This window comes from Protofrankia sp. CiP3 (assembly GCF_917627345.1).
Classification (GTDB): domain Bacteria; phylum Actinomycetota; class Actinomycetes; order Frankiales; family Frankiaceae; genus Protofrankia.
In genome coordinates this window covers 31,720-51,763 of record NZ_CAKJTM010000019.1, presented here as the reverse complement: position 1 = coordinate 51,763, position 20,044 = coordinate 31,720, and the positions used below count along the sequence as shown (strand labels likewise).

The 20,044-nt window shown below is 67.4% G+C and carries 20 protein-coding genes; 9 read left to right on the top strand and 11 right to left on the bottom strand.

Annotation, left to right across the window (positions count from 1 at the left end; all coding sequences use genetic code 11):
• Positions 1-7: 7 nt before the first annotated feature.
• Together MJ797_RS09970 and MJ797_RS09965 are read right to left on the bottom strand one after the other, a co-directional pair.
• Entirely contained in the window at positions 8-235 is a 228-nt protein-coding gene (locus MJ797_RS09970) for a hypothetical protein (protein WP_239333971.1), read from the bottom strand.
• A gap of 108 nt (positions 236-343) precedes the next feature.
• Positions 344-703, bottom strand: a complete 360-nt coding sequence (locus MJ797_RS09965) for a DsrE family protein (RefSeq protein WP_239333969.1) — start codon at positions 701-703, stop codon at positions 344-346.
• Between the two features lie 126 nt (positions 704-829).
• Between MJ797_RS09965 and MJ797_RS09960 the strand changes: the two genes are divergently transcribed.
• Both MJ797_RS09960 and MJ797_RS09955 read left to right on the top strand, forming a co-directional pair.
• Entirely contained in the window at positions 830-1,729 is a 900-nt protein-coding gene (locus MJ797_RS09960; protein WP_239333967.1) for an intradiol ring-cleavage dioxygenase, read from the top strand.
• Between the two features lie 301 nt (positions 1,730-2,030).
• Complete coding sequence (locus tag MJ797_RS09955; protein WP_239333965.1) at positions 2,031-2,570, top strand: FABP family protein; 540 nt, start codon at positions 2,031-2,033, stop codon at positions 2,568-2,570.
• A gap of 2 nt (positions 2,571-2,572) precedes the next feature.
• On the opposite strand, the gene MJ797_RS09950 is transcribed toward MJ797_RS09955, so the two are convergent.
• Positions 2,573-3,067: a YbjN domain-containing protein gene (locus tag MJ797_RS09950; RefSeq protein ID WP_239333963.1), complete on the bottom strand. Its 495-nt coding sequence runs from the start codon at positions 3,065-3,067 to the stop codon at positions 2,573-2,575.
• Positions 3,068-3,116: 49 nt separating this feature from the next.
• On the bottom strand, positions 3,117-4,355 hold the full coding sequence (mshA, locus tag MJ797_RS09945) for a D-inositol-3-phosphate glycosyltransferase (RefSeq protein WP_374581900.1): 1,239 nt from the start codon (positions 4,353-4,355) through the stop codon (positions 3,117-3,119).
• A gap of 388 nt (positions 4,356-4,743) precedes the next feature.
• Between mshA and MJ797_RS09940 the strand changes: the two genes are divergently transcribed.
• The gene (locus MJ797_RS09940) at positions 4,744-5,661 is read left to right on the top strand and encodes a class I SAM-dependent methyltransferase (RefSeq protein WP_239333959.1); all 918 of its coding nucleotides are present in this window, start codon (positions 4,744-4,746) and stop codon (positions 5,659-5,661) included.
• Positions 5,662-5,670: 9 nt separating this feature from the next.
• Here MJ797_RS09940 and MJ797_RS09935 read toward each other — a convergent pair whose 3' ends face one another.
• From MJ797_RS09935 to MJ797_RS09915, 5 genes are all read right to left on the bottom strand, one after another.
• Positions 5,671-6,189, bottom strand: coding sequence for an O-acetyl-ADP-ribose deacetylase (locus tag MJ797_RS09935; RefSeq protein ID WP_239333957.1), 519 nt, complete (start codon positions 6,187-6,189; stop codon positions 5,671-5,673).
• A gap of 90 nt (positions 6,190-6,279) precedes the next feature.
• Positions 6,280-7,233 carry an aldo/keto reductase gene (locus tag MJ797_RS09930; RefSeq protein ID WP_239333955.1) on the bottom strand — a complete coding sequence of 318 codons (954 nt, stop codon included), beginning with the start codon at positions 7,231-7,233 and terminating at the stop codon, positions 6,280-6,282.
• A 190-nt stretch (positions 7,234-7,423) separates the two neighbouring features.
• Positions 7,424-7,915, bottom strand: a complete 492-nt coding sequence (locus MJ797_RS09925) for a hypothetical protein (RefSeq protein ID WP_239333953.1) — start codon at positions 7,913-7,915, stop codon at positions 7,424-7,426.
• A gap of 67 nt (positions 7,916-7,982) precedes the next feature.
• Entirely contained in the window at positions 7,983-8,717 is a 735-nt protein-coding gene (locus MJ797_RS27180; RefSeq protein ID WP_305039694.1) for a helix-turn-helix domain-containing protein, read from the bottom strand.
• Positions 8,718-8,983: 266 nt separating this feature from the next.
• On the bottom strand, positions 8,984-10,186 hold the full coding sequence (locus tag MJ797_RS09915) for a DUF349 domain-containing protein (protein ID WP_239333951.1): 1,203 nt from the start codon (positions 10,184-10,186) through the stop codon (positions 8,984-8,986).
• 366 nt (positions 10,187-10,552) lie between these two features.
• Here MJ797_RS09915 and MJ797_RS09910 point away from each other — a divergent pair, with 366 nt between their 5' ends.
• The 5 genes from MJ797_RS09910 (at position 10,553) to MJ797_RS09890 (ending at position 16,776) form a co-directional block, all read left to right on the top strand.
• Positions 10,553-11,458, top strand: a complete 906-nt coding sequence (locus MJ797_RS09910; protein WP_239333949.1) for a carbohydrate ABC transporter permease — start codon at positions 10,553-10,555, stop codon at positions 11,456-11,458.
• On the top strand, positions 11,455-12,345 hold the full coding sequence (locus tag MJ797_RS09905) for a carbohydrate ABC transporter permease (RefSeq protein ID WP_374581881.1): 891 nt from the start codon (positions 11,455-11,457) through the stop codon (positions 12,343-12,345). The genes MJ797_RS09910 and MJ797_RS09905 overlap by 4 nt, the downstream gene beginning before the upstream one ends.
• Before the next feature lie 80 nt (positions 12,346-12,425).
• Positions 12,426-13,763 (top strand): extracellular solute-binding protein, encoded by a 1,338-nt coding sequence (locus tag MJ797_RS09900; RefSeq protein WP_374581898.1) that lies wholly within the window; start codon positions 12,426-12,428, stop codon positions 13,761-13,763.
• Between the two features lie 91 nt (positions 13,764-13,854).
• Positions 13,855-15,021: an ABC transporter ATP-binding protein gene (locus MJ797_RS09895; RefSeq protein WP_239333947.1), complete on the top strand. Its 1,167-nt coding sequence runs from the start codon at positions 13,855-13,857 to the stop codon at positions 15,019-15,021.
• 402 nt (positions 15,022-15,423) lie between these two features.
• Positions 15,424-16,776, top strand: coding sequence for a transcriptional regulator (locus MJ797_RS09890; RefSeq protein WP_239334047.1), 1,353 nt, complete (start codon positions 15,424-15,426; stop codon positions 16,774-16,776).
• A 231-nt stretch (positions 16,777-17,007) separates the two neighbouring features.
• On the opposite strand, the gene MJ797_RS09885 is transcribed toward MJ797_RS09890, so the two are convergent.
• Together MJ797_RS09885 and MJ797_RS09880 are read right to left on the bottom strand one after the other, a co-directional pair.
• Positions 17,008-18,258, bottom strand: a complete 1,251-nt coding sequence (locus MJ797_RS09885; protein WP_239333945.1) for a folate-binding protein YgfZ — start codon at positions 18,256-18,258, stop codon at positions 17,008-17,010.
• A 7-nt stretch (positions 18,259-18,265) separates the two neighbouring features.
• Positions 18,266-18,715 (bottom strand): Fur family transcriptional regulator, encoded by a 450-nt coding sequence (locus tag MJ797_RS09880; RefSeq protein WP_239333943.1) that lies wholly within the window; start codon positions 18,713-18,715, stop codon positions 18,266-18,268.
• A 580-nt stretch (positions 18,716-19,295) separates the two neighbouring features.
• On the opposite strand from MJ797_RS09880, the gene MJ797_RS09875 reads away from it, so the two are divergent.
• Entirely contained in the window at positions 19,296-20,039 is a 744-nt protein-coding gene (locus tag MJ797_RS09875) for a phosphoglyceromutase (RefSeq protein WP_239333941.1), read from the top strand.
• Positions 20,040-20,044: the final 5 nt, after the last annotated feature.

Below are 20,044 nucleotides of genomic sequence, written 5' to 3'. Positions count from 1 at the left end.
CCGTCTCTCAGGAATCGCCCGGCCGGGGGCCAGGAATGCTCTGGCCGACCAGTGCCGCCCGGGTCGGCACGGCAAACTCCATGGGGCCGACGGTAAAATCACCCAGGCCGTTGTCGGTCGCGAACAGCGCGGCGGAACTCCGGTCCGGAAATGGTGCGACGACTCGTCGTACCGTCCGCCGCGCGGTACTGTCGAACTGGATGACTGCGTACAGGACATCGGGTTCGTGCATCATACGATCACAAAACCGCATCCGGTCGACGTCGTGAAGGAGTCACCTCGTGTGCTGGACGTGGTCTGCTTTTGCAGGAGCCGTTGCCCGGCGGGCGCCAGACAGCTGACGTCAGTACACGAGCCCTTGGGCGCCTTCGGCCAGCACCTCGGCGACGAAGAGCGCGGCACCCGCGATGCGTACGCCCGGGAGCACGTCATCGGGACCTATGCCCCGCCGTGCCGCGCACTGAGCACAGACAGTGACCCGACCTCCGGCCAGAACAGTATCCAGCAGGTCCACCAGCGGCGTGGACTCGGGCAGCACGAATTCGGCGGCGCGTCCTGGCAGCGCGAACCAGGCGGACTCGCCGGTAAGCCACAGGGAGACGTCCGCGCCACTGGCGAGCCCGACGGCGGCGACCGTGAAAGCCTGCGCGCATCGCTCCGGCGCATCTGAACCGGCAGTTGCCTTGATGACCAGGGAACCCATGACACCCAGTCTGCACGGAGCCTGCCCGACGCCACGGCCCGGCGGCTGGGGCTGGTTGGGCGCCCTCACAGAAGATGTACAGCGAGCGCCAAGGGTTCTGACGGTGGCGCCCGTCACCGTGGCGCTATGACCGATTTCACCGCAACACCGCTGAACAGACGCAAGCTCTTCGCTCTCGGTGGTGTCACCGTCGGCGGAGTCGCGCTTGCGGGCTGCAAGATCACTAGCCTTCCCGGCGGGACGTCGCCGGGCGGTGGCACCACGGCGACCCCGTCGGCCACGACATCAGCGGCCAGTACCTGTGTACTGACCTCCGAGGTGACCGAGGGGCCGTACTGGCTGGACAACAGCCTCGTACGCAAGGACATCACCGAGGGTAAGTCGGGCGCGGCACTCACGCTGCGGCTGACCGTCGTCGACTACAAGAACTCGTGCGCCCCGCTCGCGAACGCGGCGGTCGAGATCTGGCACTGTGACGCCTGGGGCTACTACTCGGGTTTCACCACCGCTGGTCCCGGTGGCAGCGCCCCCGCCGAGGACGGTGTCGGTAACGAGAAAACCTACCTGCGCGGAATTGCGCTCACCAACAGCAGTGGCGTCGTCGAGTTCAAAACGATCTTTCCTGGTTGGTACAGCCCACGTGCGGTGCATATTCACTGCAAGGTCTACACCGGTGGCACGATCGACAGGGCCACCAACACCTACGAGGGCGGTACGGCTCATCACACCGGTCAGTTCTTCTTCTCGGACAGCCTGGTGACCCAGGTGGAGGCGACGGCGCCATACAGATCGCACTCCGGCACGATCACCATGCTCGCCAACGACATGGTCTACACCGGCAAGGGCGTGCAGGACGGCCTGCTGACCGTCAGCGGATCAACATCCGCGGGCTTTATCGCCACGATCACCGTTGGTGTTGATCCGAATTACACGGCGACATCGGGCGGCGGTGGCGGTGCGCCGAGTGGTGCTCCCAGCGGTGCGCCGCCGAGCGGTGCGCCCAGCGCCTCGCCGGCCAGCTCGTGACGAGGCTCCCGAACCGATCCTGACGCTGGCCGTTGGCCTGGGTACTACATCCCAGGCCAACGGGCGCGCGATTTTTTGCCGCGCGCCTGGCTGCCGGCACAGATGACGTCACAGAACCGGAATCACAGCGCTGGGCTGATGCTGCCAGGCTAGGGTGGGCAGGTGCTGGAAATCTTCTTCACCGCTCTGTTGATCACAGTGGCGGTACTTATCGGGTGGTTCTCCGTGTACGTCGTCTACAAGCTGTACTCAGGCCAGCGTTGAGCGTTTCCAGCCCGCGCCCGCGTGTGGTGGAGCCGACATGACGACGCTGCCGGGGCCGGTGGTCGATCTTCATCCACGTTTGCGGCCGCTCGCCTTCCTCCTGGGTACCTGGCGCGGCGAGGGCGTCGGCGGTTACGAGGGGATGGACGGCTTCCGTTACGGCCAGGAGGTCGTCTTCTCCAGCACCGGCCGGCCGGCTCTGTCCTACGAGTCCCGGACGTGGTGGGTTGGTGAGCCTCGAGACGGTCGTGACGAGGGAAGTCCGCTGGCCACCGAGGTCGGGTTCTGGCGCGTGCAGCCGCCGGATGGCGACGGGCCGCCCACGGTCGAGGTCATGCTCGCCCACCCGTTCGGCATCAGCGAGATTTACGTCGGAGATGTCGTCGGCACGCGGGTGGAGCTGCGATCCAACGTTGTGATCCGGACTGCCACGGCACGCGCTGTCAACCGCTGTGAGCGGTTGTACGGCATTGTCGAGGGAGGCGATCTTGCTTATGCCATCGACATGGAGGCCGAGGGCAAGCCATTGCAGTCGCACCTTTCCGCGCGCCTCGCCCGGGTCCACTCCGCTCCGTAGCGTCAGTTCCGCATCCGGGTGCTCGTCTCGGCGGCGCTGACCCGGGCCCGCCACGCCTTCTCCCGCTCGATGGCGCTGGCGAAGCCCAGTGCCACGGCCGGGTCGAAGTTCTCGTCCGAGTAGGTGCGGGTACAACCGAGAACCCGGTCGATCTCGTCGGCGGTGATCGCGGTCAGCGGGAGCCGACCGGTGAGATAGACATCTCCGACCAGATCGATCGAGAAGTGCACGCCGTACGTCCTCGCGTTACGGCCGAGCAGGAACGCGTACGTGCCCGCCGGGTTCTCAGCGGGCTTGCGCATGAAGAACGCCTCGATGAGCAGCGTGTGGTCTCCCACGATCAACCAGGTCATCGTCCGGAGCTTGTGGTCGCCTTCCAGCGTGACGAGGAAGGATCCTTCGTCCACCCGCTCGTAGACCAGACCGATGTCCGCCAGGGTGCCGTCGATCACACGGTCTAGGCGTGCTCGCTCGGTGTCATTCACAGATAGTGACATGCTCCGGCTCCGATGCGATCGGATGAGTTGGGCGCGGGACATCAGTCTGTCAGGCGCTCGCCGGAACGGTTGCCGGCGCCGCTGCGTCACGGTAGCCGGCCAGGACCCCGCGGGCGGTCGCTGACCAGCCGAATTCCGCCGCTTGTTTGACGGCACCGGCAGCGAGCCGTTGTCGCCAGCGCGGCTGGCCGATCAGCCTGGCCAGCGCATCCGCGTAGGCCGCCGGATCGCGTCCCTCCACCAGGATTCCTGAGACGCCGTGACGGACGGCTGTGCGCAACCCCCCCACGGCCGCCGCGACGACCGGCGTCCCACAGGCCTGGGCCTCCAACGCGACAAGCCCGAAGCTCTCACTGTGGCTGGGGACGACGACCGCGCTCGCGGCCCGGTACCAGTCGGCCAGCTCCGGCTGGGGCACCGGTGGCTGGAATCGGACGACGTCGCAGATGCCCAGTTCGGCCGCAAGCTTGACCAGGGCGTCCGGCCGGTCGAGGCCGGAGCCGCTCGGCCCGCCGATGACAGCGACAACCATGCGCTCCCGCAGCGCCGGTTCATGCGCCAGCAGGTAGGCAGTGGCGTGCAGCAGCATGTCAGGCGCCTTGAGCGGCTGGATGCGCCCGACGAACAGCACGAGCACCACGTCCGGCGGGAGACCGAGGCGGGTCCGCGCCGCCGCGGCCTCGCCGGGACGGAACACCTCCAGATCGACCCCGGGCGCCACGACGTCGACAAGGTCCGGATCCGCCGCATAGAGATCGATGAGATGCTGTCGCTCGTCAGCGGCGGACGCGATCATCCGGCTGGCGCCGGTGACGACCTCCTGCTCGCCGACGATACGGTGTGGTGGCTCTGGTCGGTCGCCCTCGGCAAGCGCATGATTCTTGACTTTTGCCAGGGTGTGGGCTGTGTGCACCAGCGGCACCGCCCATCGCCGGGCCAGGGCGAGCCCCACCTGGCCGGACAGCCAGTAGTGCGAATGGATGACATCGAACCAACCGGGCTCCCGCGCGGCCTCGGCCCGCAGCACATCCACGATGAACGCACACAACCAGGCGGGCAGGTCCTCCCGCCTGACGTCCCCGAACGGACCCGCGTTGACGTGGCGCACCGTGACCCCGGGGGCGAGCGCGACCATCGGTTCGGCCTTGCTGCTGGTGGCTCGGGTAAAGATCTCAACTTCGGTACCGAGCAGGGCGAGCTGCCGAGACAGCTCGACCACGTATACGTTCATCCCGCCCGCGTCCCCGGTCCCCGGCTGCTCCAGCGGCGACGTATGCATCGACAGCATGGCAACCCGGCGGGAGTGGCCGAACCGCACCCGACGCACCGATCACCTCCATATCGAGCCGGACACACCGATCGCCAGCTTCCCGAATGTCCGAACAACGGATCTGCCGCCCGCATGCCCGGACACGTCCGAGGACATACCCGTGCGCTGGTAGGCGGGCGCGCCGGAGCCCGGCCCGGACGCCTCCCTACGGGTACGGCACCAGGCCGCACCGACCACCATGGTGGGGTCCGTCGTCCCGATGGGGCCCGCTACATTCTGCCATCGACACGGCCGATAGGCCGATATAAGTCGAAATGTGAGATTCATCTGACTCTCTTGGGATGTCCGCGGGCGGGGAATCCGGGGCTCGCCGCGGCGAGCGCTACGGCCCTGCGATGGTGAAGCGGTGCCCGGTACTTTTCCCGCCCGCCGCCGTACGCCTCGGCTCGCCGCCGGTCGTGCCAGGGCGCTGGGGGTCGCGACCCGCGGGACAACCAATCCGAACCGCCTGCGCAGAGTCGATCGCTGGATCATCGGAACGCAGGCTGCCCGCCTGCGCGGCGCCGATACTCCGCTGGTCGTCGACCTCGGCTTCGGCTCGTCCCCGATCACCACGGTTGAGCTCTACGACCGGTTGGCGCGGGTGGTGCCCGGCGTCGAGGTCGTCGGGCTGGAGATCGACCGGGCCCGGGTGGCGGCGGCTGCTCCGGCCGCACGCCCGCCACGGCTGGCCTTCGCCCACGGCGGATTCGAGCTCGCGGGGCTGCGCCCCGTGCTGGTCCGCGCGATGAACGTGCTCCGCCAGTACGAGGCGACGGCGGTTGGCTCAGCCTGGCGGTCGATGCTCGACCAGATCGCCGCCGGCGGCCTGTTGGTCGAGGGCACCTGCGACGAGATCGGCAGGCACGCATGCTGGTTCGCGGTCGACGGTCCGTCCGGTGCGCCCTCCGGGGCGGGGGCACCGGGAGCCGGCCGGGAACTCCCGGCCGATCCCTGGCCGGGCGGCACCACCCTCACCCTCGCGGCGCATCTGCCGAGCCTGAGCCGGCCGTCCGAGATCGCCCAACGGCTGCCGAAGGCACTTATCGCCCGCAACGTTGCGGGTGAGGACATACATGCGTTGCTGTCCTCGTTCGATGACGCCTGGCTGCGGATGGCGCCGCGCGCGGCGTTCGGGCCGAGACAACGATGGATCGCGGCGGTCGAGGCCATCCGGACGGATGGCTGGCCGGTGCGCGGTAACGCGCGGCGATGGCGGCTGGGCGAGGTCACCGTGGCCTGGCCGCCCGGATGCACGGGTACGGCCGTCGTTGGGGGCCGCTGAGACGGCTCGTCAACGCAGCGCGTCCAGAGCTGTCTGGAAGGCGCTGTGGCTGGCGTTGTCGAACAGTACGAAGCGGGCCTCCCGCACGCTGGTCGGCGTGATCAGGACGCTGCTCACGGCGATGCGGGCGGCGTCGTCAAGCGGCCAGCCGTACGCACCCGCACTGACCGCGGGGAAGGCCACCGACGCCACGCCCAGCTCGTCCGCGACCCGCAGAGCCTGCTCGTAGCAGGATCGCAGCAGGTGCGAACGGTCCTGGACGTCCGACCAGACGGGGCCGACGACGTGGATGACATACCGGGCGGGCAGCCGGCCCGCTGTTGTGGCGACCGCCCGGCCGGTCGGCAGACCGCCGCCCAGCGTGCCTGCCCGCAGCGCACGGCATGCGGCGAGGATGTCAGGTCCACCGCGGCGGTGGATCGCGCCGTCCACCCCGCCGCCACCGAGCAGTGACGAGTTCGCCGCGTTGACGACAGCGTCGACGTCCTGTTCGGTGATGTCTCCCCGTACCAGCGTCACTTCGACCATGAGCACCATTTTCGACGACCCGGCACCCGGTTGCGCATCCCGTGGGCAGCGGCGGCGGAGCGGCTGTCCGCTGCCGACGCCTGGGAGGTGTCAGGAACCCGGGCGTTGGGTTGGGGCGATCTTGTCAAGGACGGCCAGGTCGTCGGCTCGCGGCTGCCACTCACCGGCCACGACGTTTGCTCGGACCTGTTCCGCCGTGGTGGCACCGGCGATCACTGACGCTACCGCCGGCTGCGCGGCCAGCGCACCGACGGCCACATCCAGCAGGGACCGGCCGCGTTCGCGGGCGAAGGTCTCCAGCGTCTCGAGCCGATCGAAGACCTCGTCGGTCAGCTCGTCCTGGCGTCCCACGAGGCGGGTGCCAGGCGGCGGCTGGGAGTCCCGGGTGTACTTGCCGGTAAGAATGCCGTTCGCCAGCGGGAAGTACGGCAGCACACCGATGCCGTACTTCTGCGCGGCCGGGACGAGCTCCGCCTCGACGCGGCGTTCCAGCAGGTTGTAGTGGTTCTGCGCGGAAATGAAACGAGTGGTACCGGACGCGCGTGCGGTCCACTCGGCGTCCGCGATCTGCCAGGCCGTGAGGTTCGACGACCCCACATAGCGGACCTTGCCTTCGCGGACGACCTCGTCAAGCGCGGTCAGCGTCTCCTCGATCGGAGTGAACGCGTCGGGCGTGTGAAGCTGGAAAAGATCGATGTAGTCGGTCTGAAGCCGGCGGAGCGAACCTTCCACAGCCTTGCGGATGTATCGGCGGGAAGCGCGCGCGTTGAAGTCGGGCCCGTATGCGCCGCCCATGTCGTTGCCGAATTTGGTGGCGAGGACCACGTCGTCGCGTCGGGTCCGCAGGATATGGCCGAGCAGTGTTTCGGAGCCGCCCTTGTTGCCGTAGGTGTCGGCTGTGTCGAAGAGCGTGACGCCGTTGTCGAGCGCCGCGGTGACGACAGCCCGGGTGCCCTCGAGGTCGACTCTTGACCCGAAGTTGTTGCAGCCGAGACCGACGACAGAAACCAGCAGACCGGAAGATCCCAGTGGGCGATATCTCATATCTCAGTACAGCACGACACGCCACGGGTCCCGAACGTTAGGGTCCGGGGCCCGTGGTTGCCGAAGCGGAACCATGAGATGGGGTTGTGTTTCCCGAGTGGCAGCGGAGTCTGTTTTGCCGGGGCGTCGGTCGCGCGAAAAGAACCACGATCGCGCGGCCTTTGGCCGCTAGTTGGCCGCTAGTTGGCCGCTAGTCGGACGCGGCGGCGTCGCCGACGGCCTTGCTGACAGCTTCGGCCGCCCTGCGGGTTGAGTCGCGGGCGACCTTGGTCTGACTGACCGCGGTCCTGGTGCGGGAAACAGCCTCCTCGGTGACCGGGCTCCGGCGAATGCTGGAGACCCGCTTCTCACCCCGATCGGCAAAACTGTTGTACAGCAAGCTTGCGCGTCCCTGTAGGTCGGAAAGCTGCGAACCCACTGTGGCAGGCAGTGACCGGACCGCGGTCTGGACGTTGGTCGGCAGTTTCTGCGCCTGGGTGGAAATACCGTTGACCCGATCGGAAAACTTCTTGACCTCATCCACGTAGGTGGTGGGAAGGGTAAGGATCTTCTTGACGGCGGCGTCGGCGGCACCCACCGAGGCGTACAGGGGCTTGCGGACCTCGGACAGCGGGATTTTGACGTCTACCTCGGCCTCAGCGGTGTCCTCCGACGTTTGGGCGGTGGTTCGGATGGTGGCCATCGCTACCTCCTGGTCTGCGGTCATGACATGGCCGTGGGTTGTCGGCGTGTTGCCGATTTATTGATCTTTATGCGTCCTCTGCCGGGTCATGGGTGGTTGGTTCATCGGTCGCCACCGTGGTGAGCGGGACATCCTCGGATGCGGTCACGCCGGTCTTCGCGGGGGCTCTGCCGCCGGCATTCCCACCAGTTTCTCCACCGGTTTCCGTGGAGCGTGGCCGCCGGGCCACCGGTGTCCGCTGCTCGGGATCGCCAGCCGCCCGGGTGCCGGCCGTCTTCCGCCTGGTTGTGGTTTTCTTTGCCTGGCTGCCAGTGGTGGGGCTGGTCGTCACCGCCGTGTTGCCCGGTTGGGCGGCACCGTTCGGGGAAGATTCCGCGCGGTCGAATCCGGAGGCCGGCTCCGGAGCATGCTGCCCGGTGCTCAGGTCGTCCGGCAAGGACGGCTCGGGCACCAGGCCGCAGGTCGAGTTTTCCTTGCGGAACGCGTCATAGATCTCGATAATGACCTGCTTCTGCCGTTCGGTGAGACCCGTGTCCGCGAGAATCGAGACGACGACATCATTGTCGGACGACCGTTCGTCGAGAATGCCGGCCTGCACGTAAAGCACTTCCGCGGAGATTCGAAGTGCCTTGGCGATCTGTTGCAGAATCTCCGCGGACGGCTTTCGCAGACCACGTTCGATCTGGCTCAGATAAGGATTACTGACCCCGGCCTGCCGGGCGAGCTGCCGAAGGGAGATCTGCGCGATTTTGCGCTGGTCCCTGATGAAGTCTCCGAGATCACGCACATTCAGGGGCGGCACGTTGGACGGCAGCCTCCTCCCGGCTAGATTTCCTGGGGCCGCCGGGCAGGCGAAAAATCATCGCATACCCTTTGGCCGCTGGATCATATTGGCTGTCGACGGCGCGAAAAATCTGTGCTCACGCCGCCCTCGGTTGAGCGGGCCCCCGAATGAATTCTGGCTGGGATAGTAGGATCTACGGCACCGGGTGACCAACACTGTGAAGCGTACGTCCGACTGCTAGCTATGGCAAGCGCTCAGCTGGCCAGGCGTCTCGCGGATGAGGATCAACGAGTCGCGTGCGAGAGCCATTCGCGCTGTGTCGCCAGCGCCGACTCGGCTTTCGCTACCTCGTCCGCGTGCCCGCACGCCCGAGCTCGTTCCAGTTTTGCCTCCAGCTTGGCGACGGACTCCCGCAATGTCGTCACAAACGCGGACTCCGCCGTCTGCGGCCGGCGCCACCGGGCGTCCGCCGCGTGACGGATACGGTCACCGGCAGCCGACAGCCGACGCTCAAGGTCGGCACTGGCCTCGCGAGGCACCTTCCCGATCGTGTCCCAGCGTTGTTCGATCTCCCGTAGCCTGCGCAGCGACCGCTCGGGCTGGCTGGGGTCGAGCGCGGCGGCTTCGGCGAGCAGCTGTTCCTTGCTGGCCTGGTTTGTGCGCAGGGCGGCGTCGCGTTCGGCGCTGGCCGCGTTGCGGCGGGCGAAGAAGGCATCCTGCGCGGAGCGGAAGCGCAGCCACAGGGCGTCCTCGACGTCCTTGGGCGCGCGTCCGGCTGACTTCCACTCATCCAGCAGTGCCCGGTACCGAGCACTGCTGGATGACCACTCGGTGGAGTCGACCAGCGCGTCGGCTTCGGCGACGATCGCCTCCTTGCGCTCCCTGGCCTGCGCGCGCTGCTGGTCGAGCGCGGCGAAATGAGCGGTCCTGCGCTGGTTGAACTCCTCGCGGGCAACGGTCACCTTTTTCCACAGCTCGGTGTCCGTACGGCGATCCACGCCGGTGATCGCCCGGAACTCGGTGGCGATGGCGCGGAACCGCTCGCCCGAGACCTTCCAGTCGGAACCACTGGCGAGGCGTTGACTTTCCGCGACGAGTGCTTCCTTCGCCTCGATCGCCGCGGCGGTCCGTCGGGCCCGCTCCGCAGCCCGCTCGGCCTTTCGCGCATCGACCGCGGTGAGCACCGCCTCGAGCCGGCGGGCCAAGGTCTCCAGATCGCCGACGACCGCGGCGGTGTCGAGGGAGGCCAGTAGCCGGCGCGCGCTCGACGCGAGGTCCGCCGGCTCGGCGCTGGGGACGGTGAGCCGCCGCTCGAGCAGCACGACCTCGGCCGCCAGGTCGTCATAGCGCCGCCCGAAGTGCGCGAGGCCCTCCGCCGGGCTGCCAGCCCGCCAGGAACCGACAGGGCGTTCACCCGAGGGTGTCCGCAGGTACACGGTGCCGTCGTCGCCGACGCGCCCCCAGCCGGAACTGCTGCGCTCACTCATTGTGGCCCCGGAGATCGACATCAGGTCAATTGACATTCTTACAGGGATCGCGCCGAGGAGGCACACCCGATTGCCGGAGCGGAAGCCGAAGGGTCAGCATCGGACTCCAAGCGTTCGGCGTGTGACTTTCGGTGCGCGTCGTTCCGCGCCCGCCGGCTGTTGCTCGCGGCCGTGAACGGTGACCGAAGGCTGTCTTCGCGCGGTCGCCGTGTCGACACGGCCGGGTCGTGTACAAATGCCCTGTCACCGGCCAAGATTCCGAACCGTGTACCGAACAGCTCCGTCCTGTCCGGCCGGGCGCGGCCGGCGGGTGATCCGGCCGCGTGCCCGGCGGTGTGTCTGGCGCTATGTCCGGCCGGCGGCTCCATGAACTCGGTGTTCCAGCGTCCAGGCTGGCGAGTGGCGGCGCTGTTGCTGCCGGCCGTCGTCGGCCTCGGCGTGTTCACGATCGCGCCGGCGTTGGTCTCCGCGTTCATCGCGGGCACTGACAAGACTCTCACCGGGCCGAGCTTCCGCTGGGTCGGCACTACCAACTTTCGTGCCGCGTTGCATGATCCGGACCTTGCGCAGGCTGTCCGTAATACCGTGGCCTACTGCCTGATCACCGTTGTTCCAGCGGTGGTGATCGGCCTTGGCCTGGCACTCGCGGCCGACCGGGTGACCCGTGGGCGTTCACTCATCCGGCTTGCGTTGTTTCTACCGGTGAGTGCCAATCTTGTCGCGGTGGCGGTTGTTTTCTCCTACATTTTTTCAGCTAATCCGGACGCGCTGGCGAACACGGTGGCCGGCTGGTTCGGAATCGCCCCGGTCGATTGGCTTGGAAACACATCCACCGCATTGCCGGTAGTCGCGCTTGTTGGCGGCTGGCGGTTGGCGAGCTTCGTCTTCGTCGTGTATCTCGCGGGCCTCACAACGATACCGGCGTCGGTGCGCGAAGCCGCTGATGTCGACGGCATCCACGGCTGGGCGCGGCTGCGCCGGATCACGCTGCCGCTGCTGGCGCCTACCACGGTGTTCGTCGCGGTGTTTGCGACGATTCTCACGCTGCAGACGTTCGAGACGGTCGCGGTCCTCACCCAGGGTGGTCCATTGGGCTCCAGTACGACGATTGTGTACTACATTTACAAGGCAGGATTTACTGGATCGTTCCGGATCGGCTATGCCTCCATGCTGGCATTGTTGCTGCTGGTCGCTGTCGTCCTACTCGGTGTTATTGGCGCCGCCGTCGGACGATGGGCACGTGCCCGAGTCGCTCGCGAGGTGACGCTGTGAACGCCAGTGGCGTGTCTGTGGTGAGCCGCGCCCATCCGGCCAGCTCGCCAGGAAGGATCGTCTCAACCAGTCTGCGCTGGGCGTTTCTCGCTGTCGGGATCGGCGGTGCCTCCCTTCCGTTCTGGTGGATGCTGCGTACCGCGGTCGGTCCACCGCAGAATGTGCTTGGTCTGTCGTCGAGCCCGCTTCCGTCCGATGTCGGCTTCGCGGCCTTCCCGCGTGCGTTCGAGGCGGCGGGCCTCGGGCCTGCGCTGGCGACCGGAATCGGGGTGAGCATCGCGATCACGTTCCTGCAGCTCGCTACGGCGATACCAGCCGCCTACGCCCTCGGCTGCCTCCGGTTTCGTGGCCGCGCGGTGCTGTTCGCGGTAATTCTCGCGACTTTGCTGGTACCGCCACAGATCACCGCCATACCGAACTACGTGACAATCTCCGCTGTCGGCCTGGCCGACACCAGGGCCGGGCTGGTGCTGCCCTTCATGACGAATGCCGCGGGAATCTTCCTGCTTCGACAGTATATGATCACGATTCCGCCGGTGTTACTCGAAGCGGCCCGGATGGACGGCCTCGGCACGTGGCGGACACTACGCGCGATCGTCCTGCCGCTGTCGACACCGGCGATCGCCACGGTCGCGACCTTCAGCTTTCTCCTTTCGTTCAACGAATACCTTTGGCCGCTGCTGGTGGCACGGTCACCGGGTATCGCGACCCCGCCGCTGGCCCTGGCGAACCTGGTTTCAGCCAGCGGTGGTTTCCCTGATTTCGCCCAGCTGTCGGCTGCGGCGCTGATTATAAGCTTGCCAACACTTTTCGTGTTCATCCTTGCTCAGCGGCGATTGGCTGCTGGAATCACCGGCACCGGTGTCGGTGTCGGTGCTGAGGGATGAGAGCGCGCCCGAGAGGAAGACACGTGATCCGGACCCGTCCGTCCAGACCCCTTGGGAGCCCCGGCCGCACGCGCACAGGCATGGCCGCGCCGCTCGCCCTTGCCGCTGCCATGTTCATGGCCGCCGCGTGCGGGGCGGGTGGTTCAGGCGGCCCGTCGGTCAACCCGAGCCTCCGCCCGACCGCCCGCCCCGCGACCGCCGCCGTTGACGACATCAACGGAGCCATGGCGTCGGCCCAGTGCGCCGCCAAGGTCAAGACGCTGCGGATGACCGTGAGCGGTCCGCTCAACGACACTGCCAAATCCGGTAAGGCGTACATGGAGAGGGCGCATCCCGGCCTGACCGTTGAGATCACTTCAACCGCGACCACCTACACCCAGATCGTTCAGCAGATCAGCGCCGACGCCTCGGCGGGGCGCAACACCGACCTCGCGGTGGCCGGGTTCGACCTGTTGCCCACGTTCGTCCAACAGCTCGACGCCCAGGAGCTGGCTCCGCGTCTGTTGCGTGCCTCCTACGACCAGCGCTTCACGGTTCTGGGCAAGGTCGGCAAGCAGCTGTACACCGTGCCGCAGCAGGTGTCCGTACCTGTCCTGCTCTACAACTCCGACATGCTGGCCAAGGCCGGCGTGGATCCGAAGTCCCTGACGGACACCGTCGGCGTGATCGCCGCCGCTGACCGGATAAAGGCCGCGCTGCCGGGTGTCCAACCGATCGACCTGCCAACCGGGGATCAGTTCGGCCAGTGGTTCCTCAACACCATCGCGGGCTCGAAGGGCGCGAACATCCAGAACGCCGAGGGCCGGCCGAACTTCACGACTGACGCCGCGCGTGCCGCCGCCGGTTTCCTGGCCAAGGCCGGCACCTACGGGCCGCAGTCGAAGACACCGACCGATGCCCTGGTCCGGTTTGGTTTCGGCAGGCAGACCGCCATGACCGGGGCGAGCATCAACTCGGTCGTGCCGGGGCTGCGGGCACTCGAGCAGCAGGGCAAGGGTTCTTTTCCGCTCGGAGCGGTGCCGATCCCCGTCCTGCCGGGCGGCACCCAGCACCCGGTGGCCGGTGGCAATGGTCTTGTGGTGCTCGCGACCGATCGTTGCCAGAACGAGATGGCGACCGAGCTGATGGTGTCGTTGCTCGCTCCGGACGTTGTCGCGGCCGGTGTGGAGGCAGTGAGCTATCTGCCGGTCGACGTGGAGGCGGCCAACCGGCTGGTGCCGCTCTACCAGCGGTTCCCACAGCTCGTCCCCTTCAACGCAATGGTCGATTCGCTGGTGCGGGCGCCGTACTGGACCGGCGCACGCGGTGGTGAAGTGCCCACACTCGCGTCGGATGCGGTCCAGAAGATTATTATGGGGGCAGATCCGGTGGCTACGTTGACTGAGTTGCAAAGTCAGGCGGAGAACCTCACCCAATGACCGTTCGCATCCACCGCCGTCGCTGTCTTCCGCGGTGGCCGGTTCGCCAGCCGCTCCAGCCACTCCAGCGGCTGCCTCGGCGGAAGCGGCCATGAGCGGATCATTGGTCGAGCCGACCGCTGGCACAGGGCGGCTCGTGGGTGATCCCGTAGCGACCCCTGCCAGATCGGCGAACGGGGTACACATCGAGATCGCCGGAGTCAGCCGGACCTTCGGCGCGGTCCGCGCGCTTGACGCCGTGAGCTTGTCGGTGCTGCCGGGGGAGATCGTGGCCCTGCTCGGGCCATCCGGGTCCGGGAAGTCCACGCTCCTGCGCATCTGTGCGGGCCTTGAGCAGCCGACCGCCGGTGATCTGCGCTTTGGTGGTGTCAGCCAGCTCGCTGTCGCACCGCACCAGCGCGACGTCTCCATGGTGTTCCAGCATTTCGCGCTCTACCCGCACCTGACCGCGCTGGACAATCTTGTGCTGGCGCTGAGGTACGGGCGCGGTATGTCGAAGTCGGCGGCCCGGGCGCGGGCCCGCGAAACGCTGGAGATGCTCACCATCGGTGAGCTGGCGGGCCGGCGACCCGCGCGGATGTCCGGTGGCCAGCGTCAACGGGTAGCCATCGGGCGGGCACTGGCCACCCGGGCGAAGGTCGTCCTGCTCGACGAGCCCATGTCGGGGCTGGACGCGCAACTGCGGGCCGAACTGCGAGTGGAGATCGTCGCTCTCCTGCGCGGCCTGGGGTCGACCGCGCTGTTCGTCACTCATGACCAGGCCGAAGCCATGGCGGTTGGTGATTGGGTCGCCGTGCTCAACCATGGGCGGCTGGAGCAGGCCGGCACCCCGGACGACATCTACGACCGGCCGGCCACGCGTTTCGTCGCCACCTTCGTAGGTGGTCCGCCGATGAACGTGTGCGACGGCAGCTGGGCGGACGCAACGCTGCGCGGCAGGGGCTTTGCCGTTCCCGCGCCGGCAGGTTCGGTCGCGGTGGGGGTTCGGCCGGAGCGGCTGCGCCTGGCCGGGCCCGGCGCGGCCGGGGAGCGTGCCGGTCACGCCAGCGGGCCGGGTGACAGCTTTCGGATCAGCGGTGAGGTGGTGGTGGTCGAGCGTCTCGGCGCGGACCGGTCGGTCTACGTCCGGACCGAGGCCGGGATGCTCACCGTCCGTGTTAATGCCGATCATCCGAATCCTGTTGGCCTGGTGACGCTTGACGCCCCGTTCGACTCGTTGATCTTTTTTGGCGAGGACGGGCTGCTGCTGCCGTCCTGACCGCGGAAACGGGTCAGTTCACGCCCTGATTACTCGAGTTCAGCCGCGTGCGTTGGGCTGCTGGTAAACCGGCATGTATCTGCGTTCGGCGAGTAGTCGAATACTCTGTGTGTGATCTCACCGTGGTCCGCCCTTTGTTGCTGTCGAGGAGTGACGGTACGATTTCTTTGATTGCTTGCTTGACAGCAAGCAATTGGGTGATGGATGTTACTATCGACCACTTTGTGTAATTTATGTGCGTGCATTGTGCGATTGCCGTGCAATCGATGTTCTTACGGACGATTCGTTGTCTCTTGGCGACACTTTTGCGCTCACAGCACCGGCCTAATCACTGTACGGAAGGGGGGTTATTCACCTAGAGTTGTTAATCGCTCACCAATTGCGACTCGAAGGAAGCGGATGATGTTGACTGACAGCGCCGGTGTCTGCGCCCACCCGCTCGCGTTCGTCCGAGCGCAGCGTGGCTGGTCCTACCAGAGGCTGGCCCGGGTGGTGGCGCGTCGCGCGCGCGACCTGGGAGTGGCCAACATGGCGGCGGAACGCCAGAAGGTCTGGCGCTGGGAGCATCGCGGCGTGGTACCCGACCGGGTCTCGCAGCTCGCTCTTGCCGCCGAGCTTGGTGTCTCGTCGGAGAAGGTGGAGTCCCATCCATGGCCCGCGTGGTTGCCGACCGGTGATGTTGTGCGCACCGACTACCCCTGGAGCGGCGCGGGCAGCGTGACTTCCATGATTGATGTGGTTGAAGACGCCCTCACGGATCGTCGTGGATTTTTGACCATCACTGGGGCCGGTGTGGCTGCCCTGGCTGGTGAGTGGCTGAACCTCGAGCCCGCCCGGCTCGCCGCGGCGCTGGGTGGCAGACAGGTGGACACCCAGATCGTCAATCGCATTGAGCACAACATCCCCGGGTTACGTCTGATGGATGATCGACTTGGTGGCGAGAGCGTCCGGCGGCTGGTGGATGCCGAGCTGGGCGTGGTCACTGAGCTGCTCACCCGGGGCTCCTACACGGAGAAGATCGGGGAAAGGCTCCAGCTGCTGGCCGCTGAGCTTGCTCGGGTCGCGGGCTGGGCGTCGTTCGACGCTGGGTATCACACCAGCGCCCAGCGTTACTGGATCACGGCCCTGCACGCGGCGCATGCCGCCGGGGACCGTTTGGTCGGTGCGAACATCATGAAGAACATGGCGCTGCAGTGCGTTGACTTCGACCGTCCGCGGGAAGCTGTTGAACTGGCGAACACATCCCTTGCCAGTAGTGGTGGTATCAGCGGACGCGCGGGCGCGATGTTCCAGATGAGGCTGGCGCGGGCATATGCGGCGCTGGGGGAGCCGGTGGAGTGCTTCCGCGCGCTCGTCCGGTGTGAGGCCGCTTTCGAACGAGCCACCCCACAGGACCCGGCCTGGGCGAGCATCTTCGACGAGGGATCGTATGCCGCCCAGATCGGAATCTGTTACATCGACCTCGGCCGGCTCCGTCAGGCCGATCGGTGGCTGACCCAGGCCCTGGCGATACACCCGGCCATCCATGCCCGCGACCACGCCACTTACCTGTTACGCCACGCGGCGGTCCAGGTCGATCTGGGTAACCTGGATCAGGGATGCTCGCTGATCCGCGAGGTCGTGCCCCTGCTGGAGGCCACCCGGTCGCAGCGTAACGGACGGCGGGTAGAGGACGTGCGTCGGCGTCTGCGCCGGTATGCCTCCGACCCGCAGGCGCGCGAGGCTGATCACCTTCTCGCGGCCCGGCCGGTCTGAACACATCTCGGCACCGGTTTTCCCGCCGGAGGCCTGTTTTGTCGGACGCCCGGTGGGTCGGACCGCTTAGAGCGCCCGAGGGTAGGGCGTTCGGTCAGTGAGCGGCTCGTCCGCGCCCGGTCCGGCAAGGCGGTGGAGGAAGGCGCCCTGGTGGTGGGCGCCGACTGACGACAACGCGGCCGGGCGGGATGCGGGGAGCCGCGAGCCGGACAGTCCTGTTCTCGGGCGCTCTTAGCCAGTAAGCCGGCCCGCCGGGCGCGCCGGCTGCTGTGGCCCGCTGGCCGGGTCGATGGACGCGGCGACGCGGCCAGCCGCTGGGTCGTTGACCACGAGGATGGTGTCGTCGGCGACGCCGCGTTTGAGGATGGCCAGTGCGATCGGGCCGAGCTCCCCGTGCGTGGCCGACGTGCCGACGAACCCCACCGTCCGGCCAGCGGCGCTCACCTGCGCGCCCTGGGCGACCGTGGTGCCGTCGAGGTGCAGCAGCACCATACGGCGCGGCGGACGTCCCAGGTTGTGCACTCGGGCGACGGTCTCCTGACCCCGGTAGCAGCCCTTGTCGAGGTGGACGGCGGTGGACAGCCAGCCGACCTCGTGCGGGATCGTCCGGTGGTCGGTGTCGACGCCCAGCCGGGGCCGACGGCCGGCGACCCGCAGCGCCTCGAACGCGGCGATGCCGGCTGGCGTCACTCCGGCCGACCGCAACCGGTCGACTGTCGCGGTCAGCTCCGGTCGAGGAATCAGCAGGTCGACGCCGTGGGGCATCGCCCGGACAAGCGTCCCGCCCGAGATTCCCGGATCCCGATGATGGGTCGCGGCCAGCGGATACGGCCCCTGGGCCAGCCGGTCACCGTCGTACTCGGTAGGCCCTGCCCTGGTGGCGGGCCTGTCGTCAGGACAGGGAAGCGAGCGGTCGAGCGGACCGAGTGCGTCGGTGACGGCAGCCACCGCGGCCGGACCGATCACCGAAAGGACGGCTCGATCGCCGGTGCTGTCCACCGGCTCGACCCGCAGCAGGAACCGCATCGATGCCAGGTAGGCCAACAGCTGGTCGGTGGTACCCGGTTCCACATCCAGCCAGGTGGTCGTACCGTCATCCGCGATCATCAGGTGATGTTCGACATGGCCGTGCGGAGACAGCACCAACGCCTCACTGCCCCGCATCGCCGGCAGTGTGCCGAGATGCTGGGAGGTGATGCTGTGCAGCCAGGAAAGGCGGTCCGGACCGGTAATGCCGACGACCCCGCGGTGCGAGCGGTCGACGACGACCGCGCCGGACGCGGCCTTGCGCTGTTCGCGCAGGGGGTCCCCGTAATGGTCAGCCACCCCGAGGTCGGGCCCGGTGGCGGGTACGGCGCCGGTAATGTCCAGCAACGGAGAACGATAATGGATGTCGTTATCGAACTTGTTCGACGCTTCGGACTCAGCGCCGGTCACGGGCGCCCCGGTGGGGTCGGTGGCCATGGACGGTTCGGTGGCCATGGACGGTTCAACCGGCATGCGGGCCCGCGCAGTCCACACAGCGGCCGGTGAGCGCTACGTGGCTGACGTCCACGGTGAAACCGAGCCGCTCCCGCAGCTCGATGACCAGGTCGGACAACACGTTCGGGGAGACCTCCTGGACGGCTCCGCATGCTCCGCAGACGAGGTGGACGTGGTCTTCGGCGCCAGCGGCGTGGTAGGTCGGCGCACCGTGCCTGAGGTGGGCATGGGAGACGAGCTTCAGTTTCTCGAGAAGTTCCAGCGTTCGGTAGACTGTCGAGATGTTGACCCCGCCCGCGGTGCGGTGGACTTCTGTGACGATCTCTTCCGGGGTGGCATGGCCAAGCCGGGCGACCGCTTCCAGGACGAGCTGGCGTTGCGGAGTGAGGCGGTAACCGCGCGATCGCAGCTGCGTCTGCCAGCCATTTCGCGGCCCATCCTCGACATCCACCGCCATGGACCGAGTGTAGCTGGCGGACCGAACCCAGTCGGCCGAAGGCTGCGTGGTTCAGAGTACCCGGCAACAGGACCGCCCGGCTCGCGTCGTCCGGGCGGTCCTCGCGATCCAGCCATCCGGACGCCGTTCCCTGATCGCCGCCGTGGTCGAAAAAGCGGTTGCTGAGCATGCCCGGGTGAACGTAGCGTTGTCGGTACACGAGAAGGGAGGTGGTCCAGTTTTGTGTGATAAACGGACTCGTGAGGTGACTGTCCGCTAGCCGGTCTCGTGGTCCTCATCCGGCCGGGTGACCTGCGGGCACCGGCACCGGCGAGAACCAGACAGGCACCAGACCCCCGAGCGTCGTCGCTGGTCCCGACGACCCGTCAGCGTGTCAGCCCTGTGGCTGAGCTGGCGGAAACGCTCGGGGGTTTCCTGTCCGCGCGGGCGCGGGCGCGGACAGGCCGGGAGCGGGTGGACCCAGCATGGATCGGCAAAGGGACCGCGTTGTCAGGGCGTCCTGACTGGGCGGCGTGCCCGCATGAGCGCGCCGCATCGATCTGGCCACCTGTGGCGCCCATGTTGCGGCAGGATCGACCGTATGCCGACGCTCGTCCTGCTCCGCCACGGCGAGAGCACGTGGAACCGTGAGAATCTGTTCACCGGCTGGGTGGATGTAGATCTTTCCGACAAGGGTGTCAAGGAGGCGACCCGCGGCGGCGAGCTTCTGCGTGACGCCGACCTCCTGCCCAGCGTGGTACACACCTCGCTGCTGGTACGCGCGATCCGTACCGCCTGGATCGCCTTGGATGCCGCCGGGCGCACCTGGATCCCGGTCCGTCGTTCATGGCGTCTCAATGAGCGCCATTACGGGGGCCTGCAAGGTCTCAACAAGGCTGAGACGCTCGAGAAGTACGGCGAGGAGCAGTTCATGCTCTGGCGCCGTTCCTACGACACGCCACCACCACCGATCGGGCCTGACCAGGCCAGCGGAGTGGATGAGCGGTACGCGGGCCTGCCGCCGGACGCGATACCGACAACCGAGTGCCTGCGTGACGTCGTTGTGCGGATGCTGCCTTACTGGTACGACGCCATCGTGCCTGATCTGCGGGCTGGGCAGACCGTGCTGGTCGCGGCCCACGGCAACTCCCTGCGTGCGCTGGTCAAGCACTTGGACGCGATCAGCGACGCCGACATCGCCGGCATGAACATCCCCACCGGCATTCCGTTGCGCTACGAACTGGACAACGATCTACGGGTCGTGAGTTCGGCGTATCTCGACCCGGCGGCCGCGGCGACGGCCGCCGCCGCCGTGGCCGCACAGGGCAAGAGCGCCCGGCAATAAGAGCG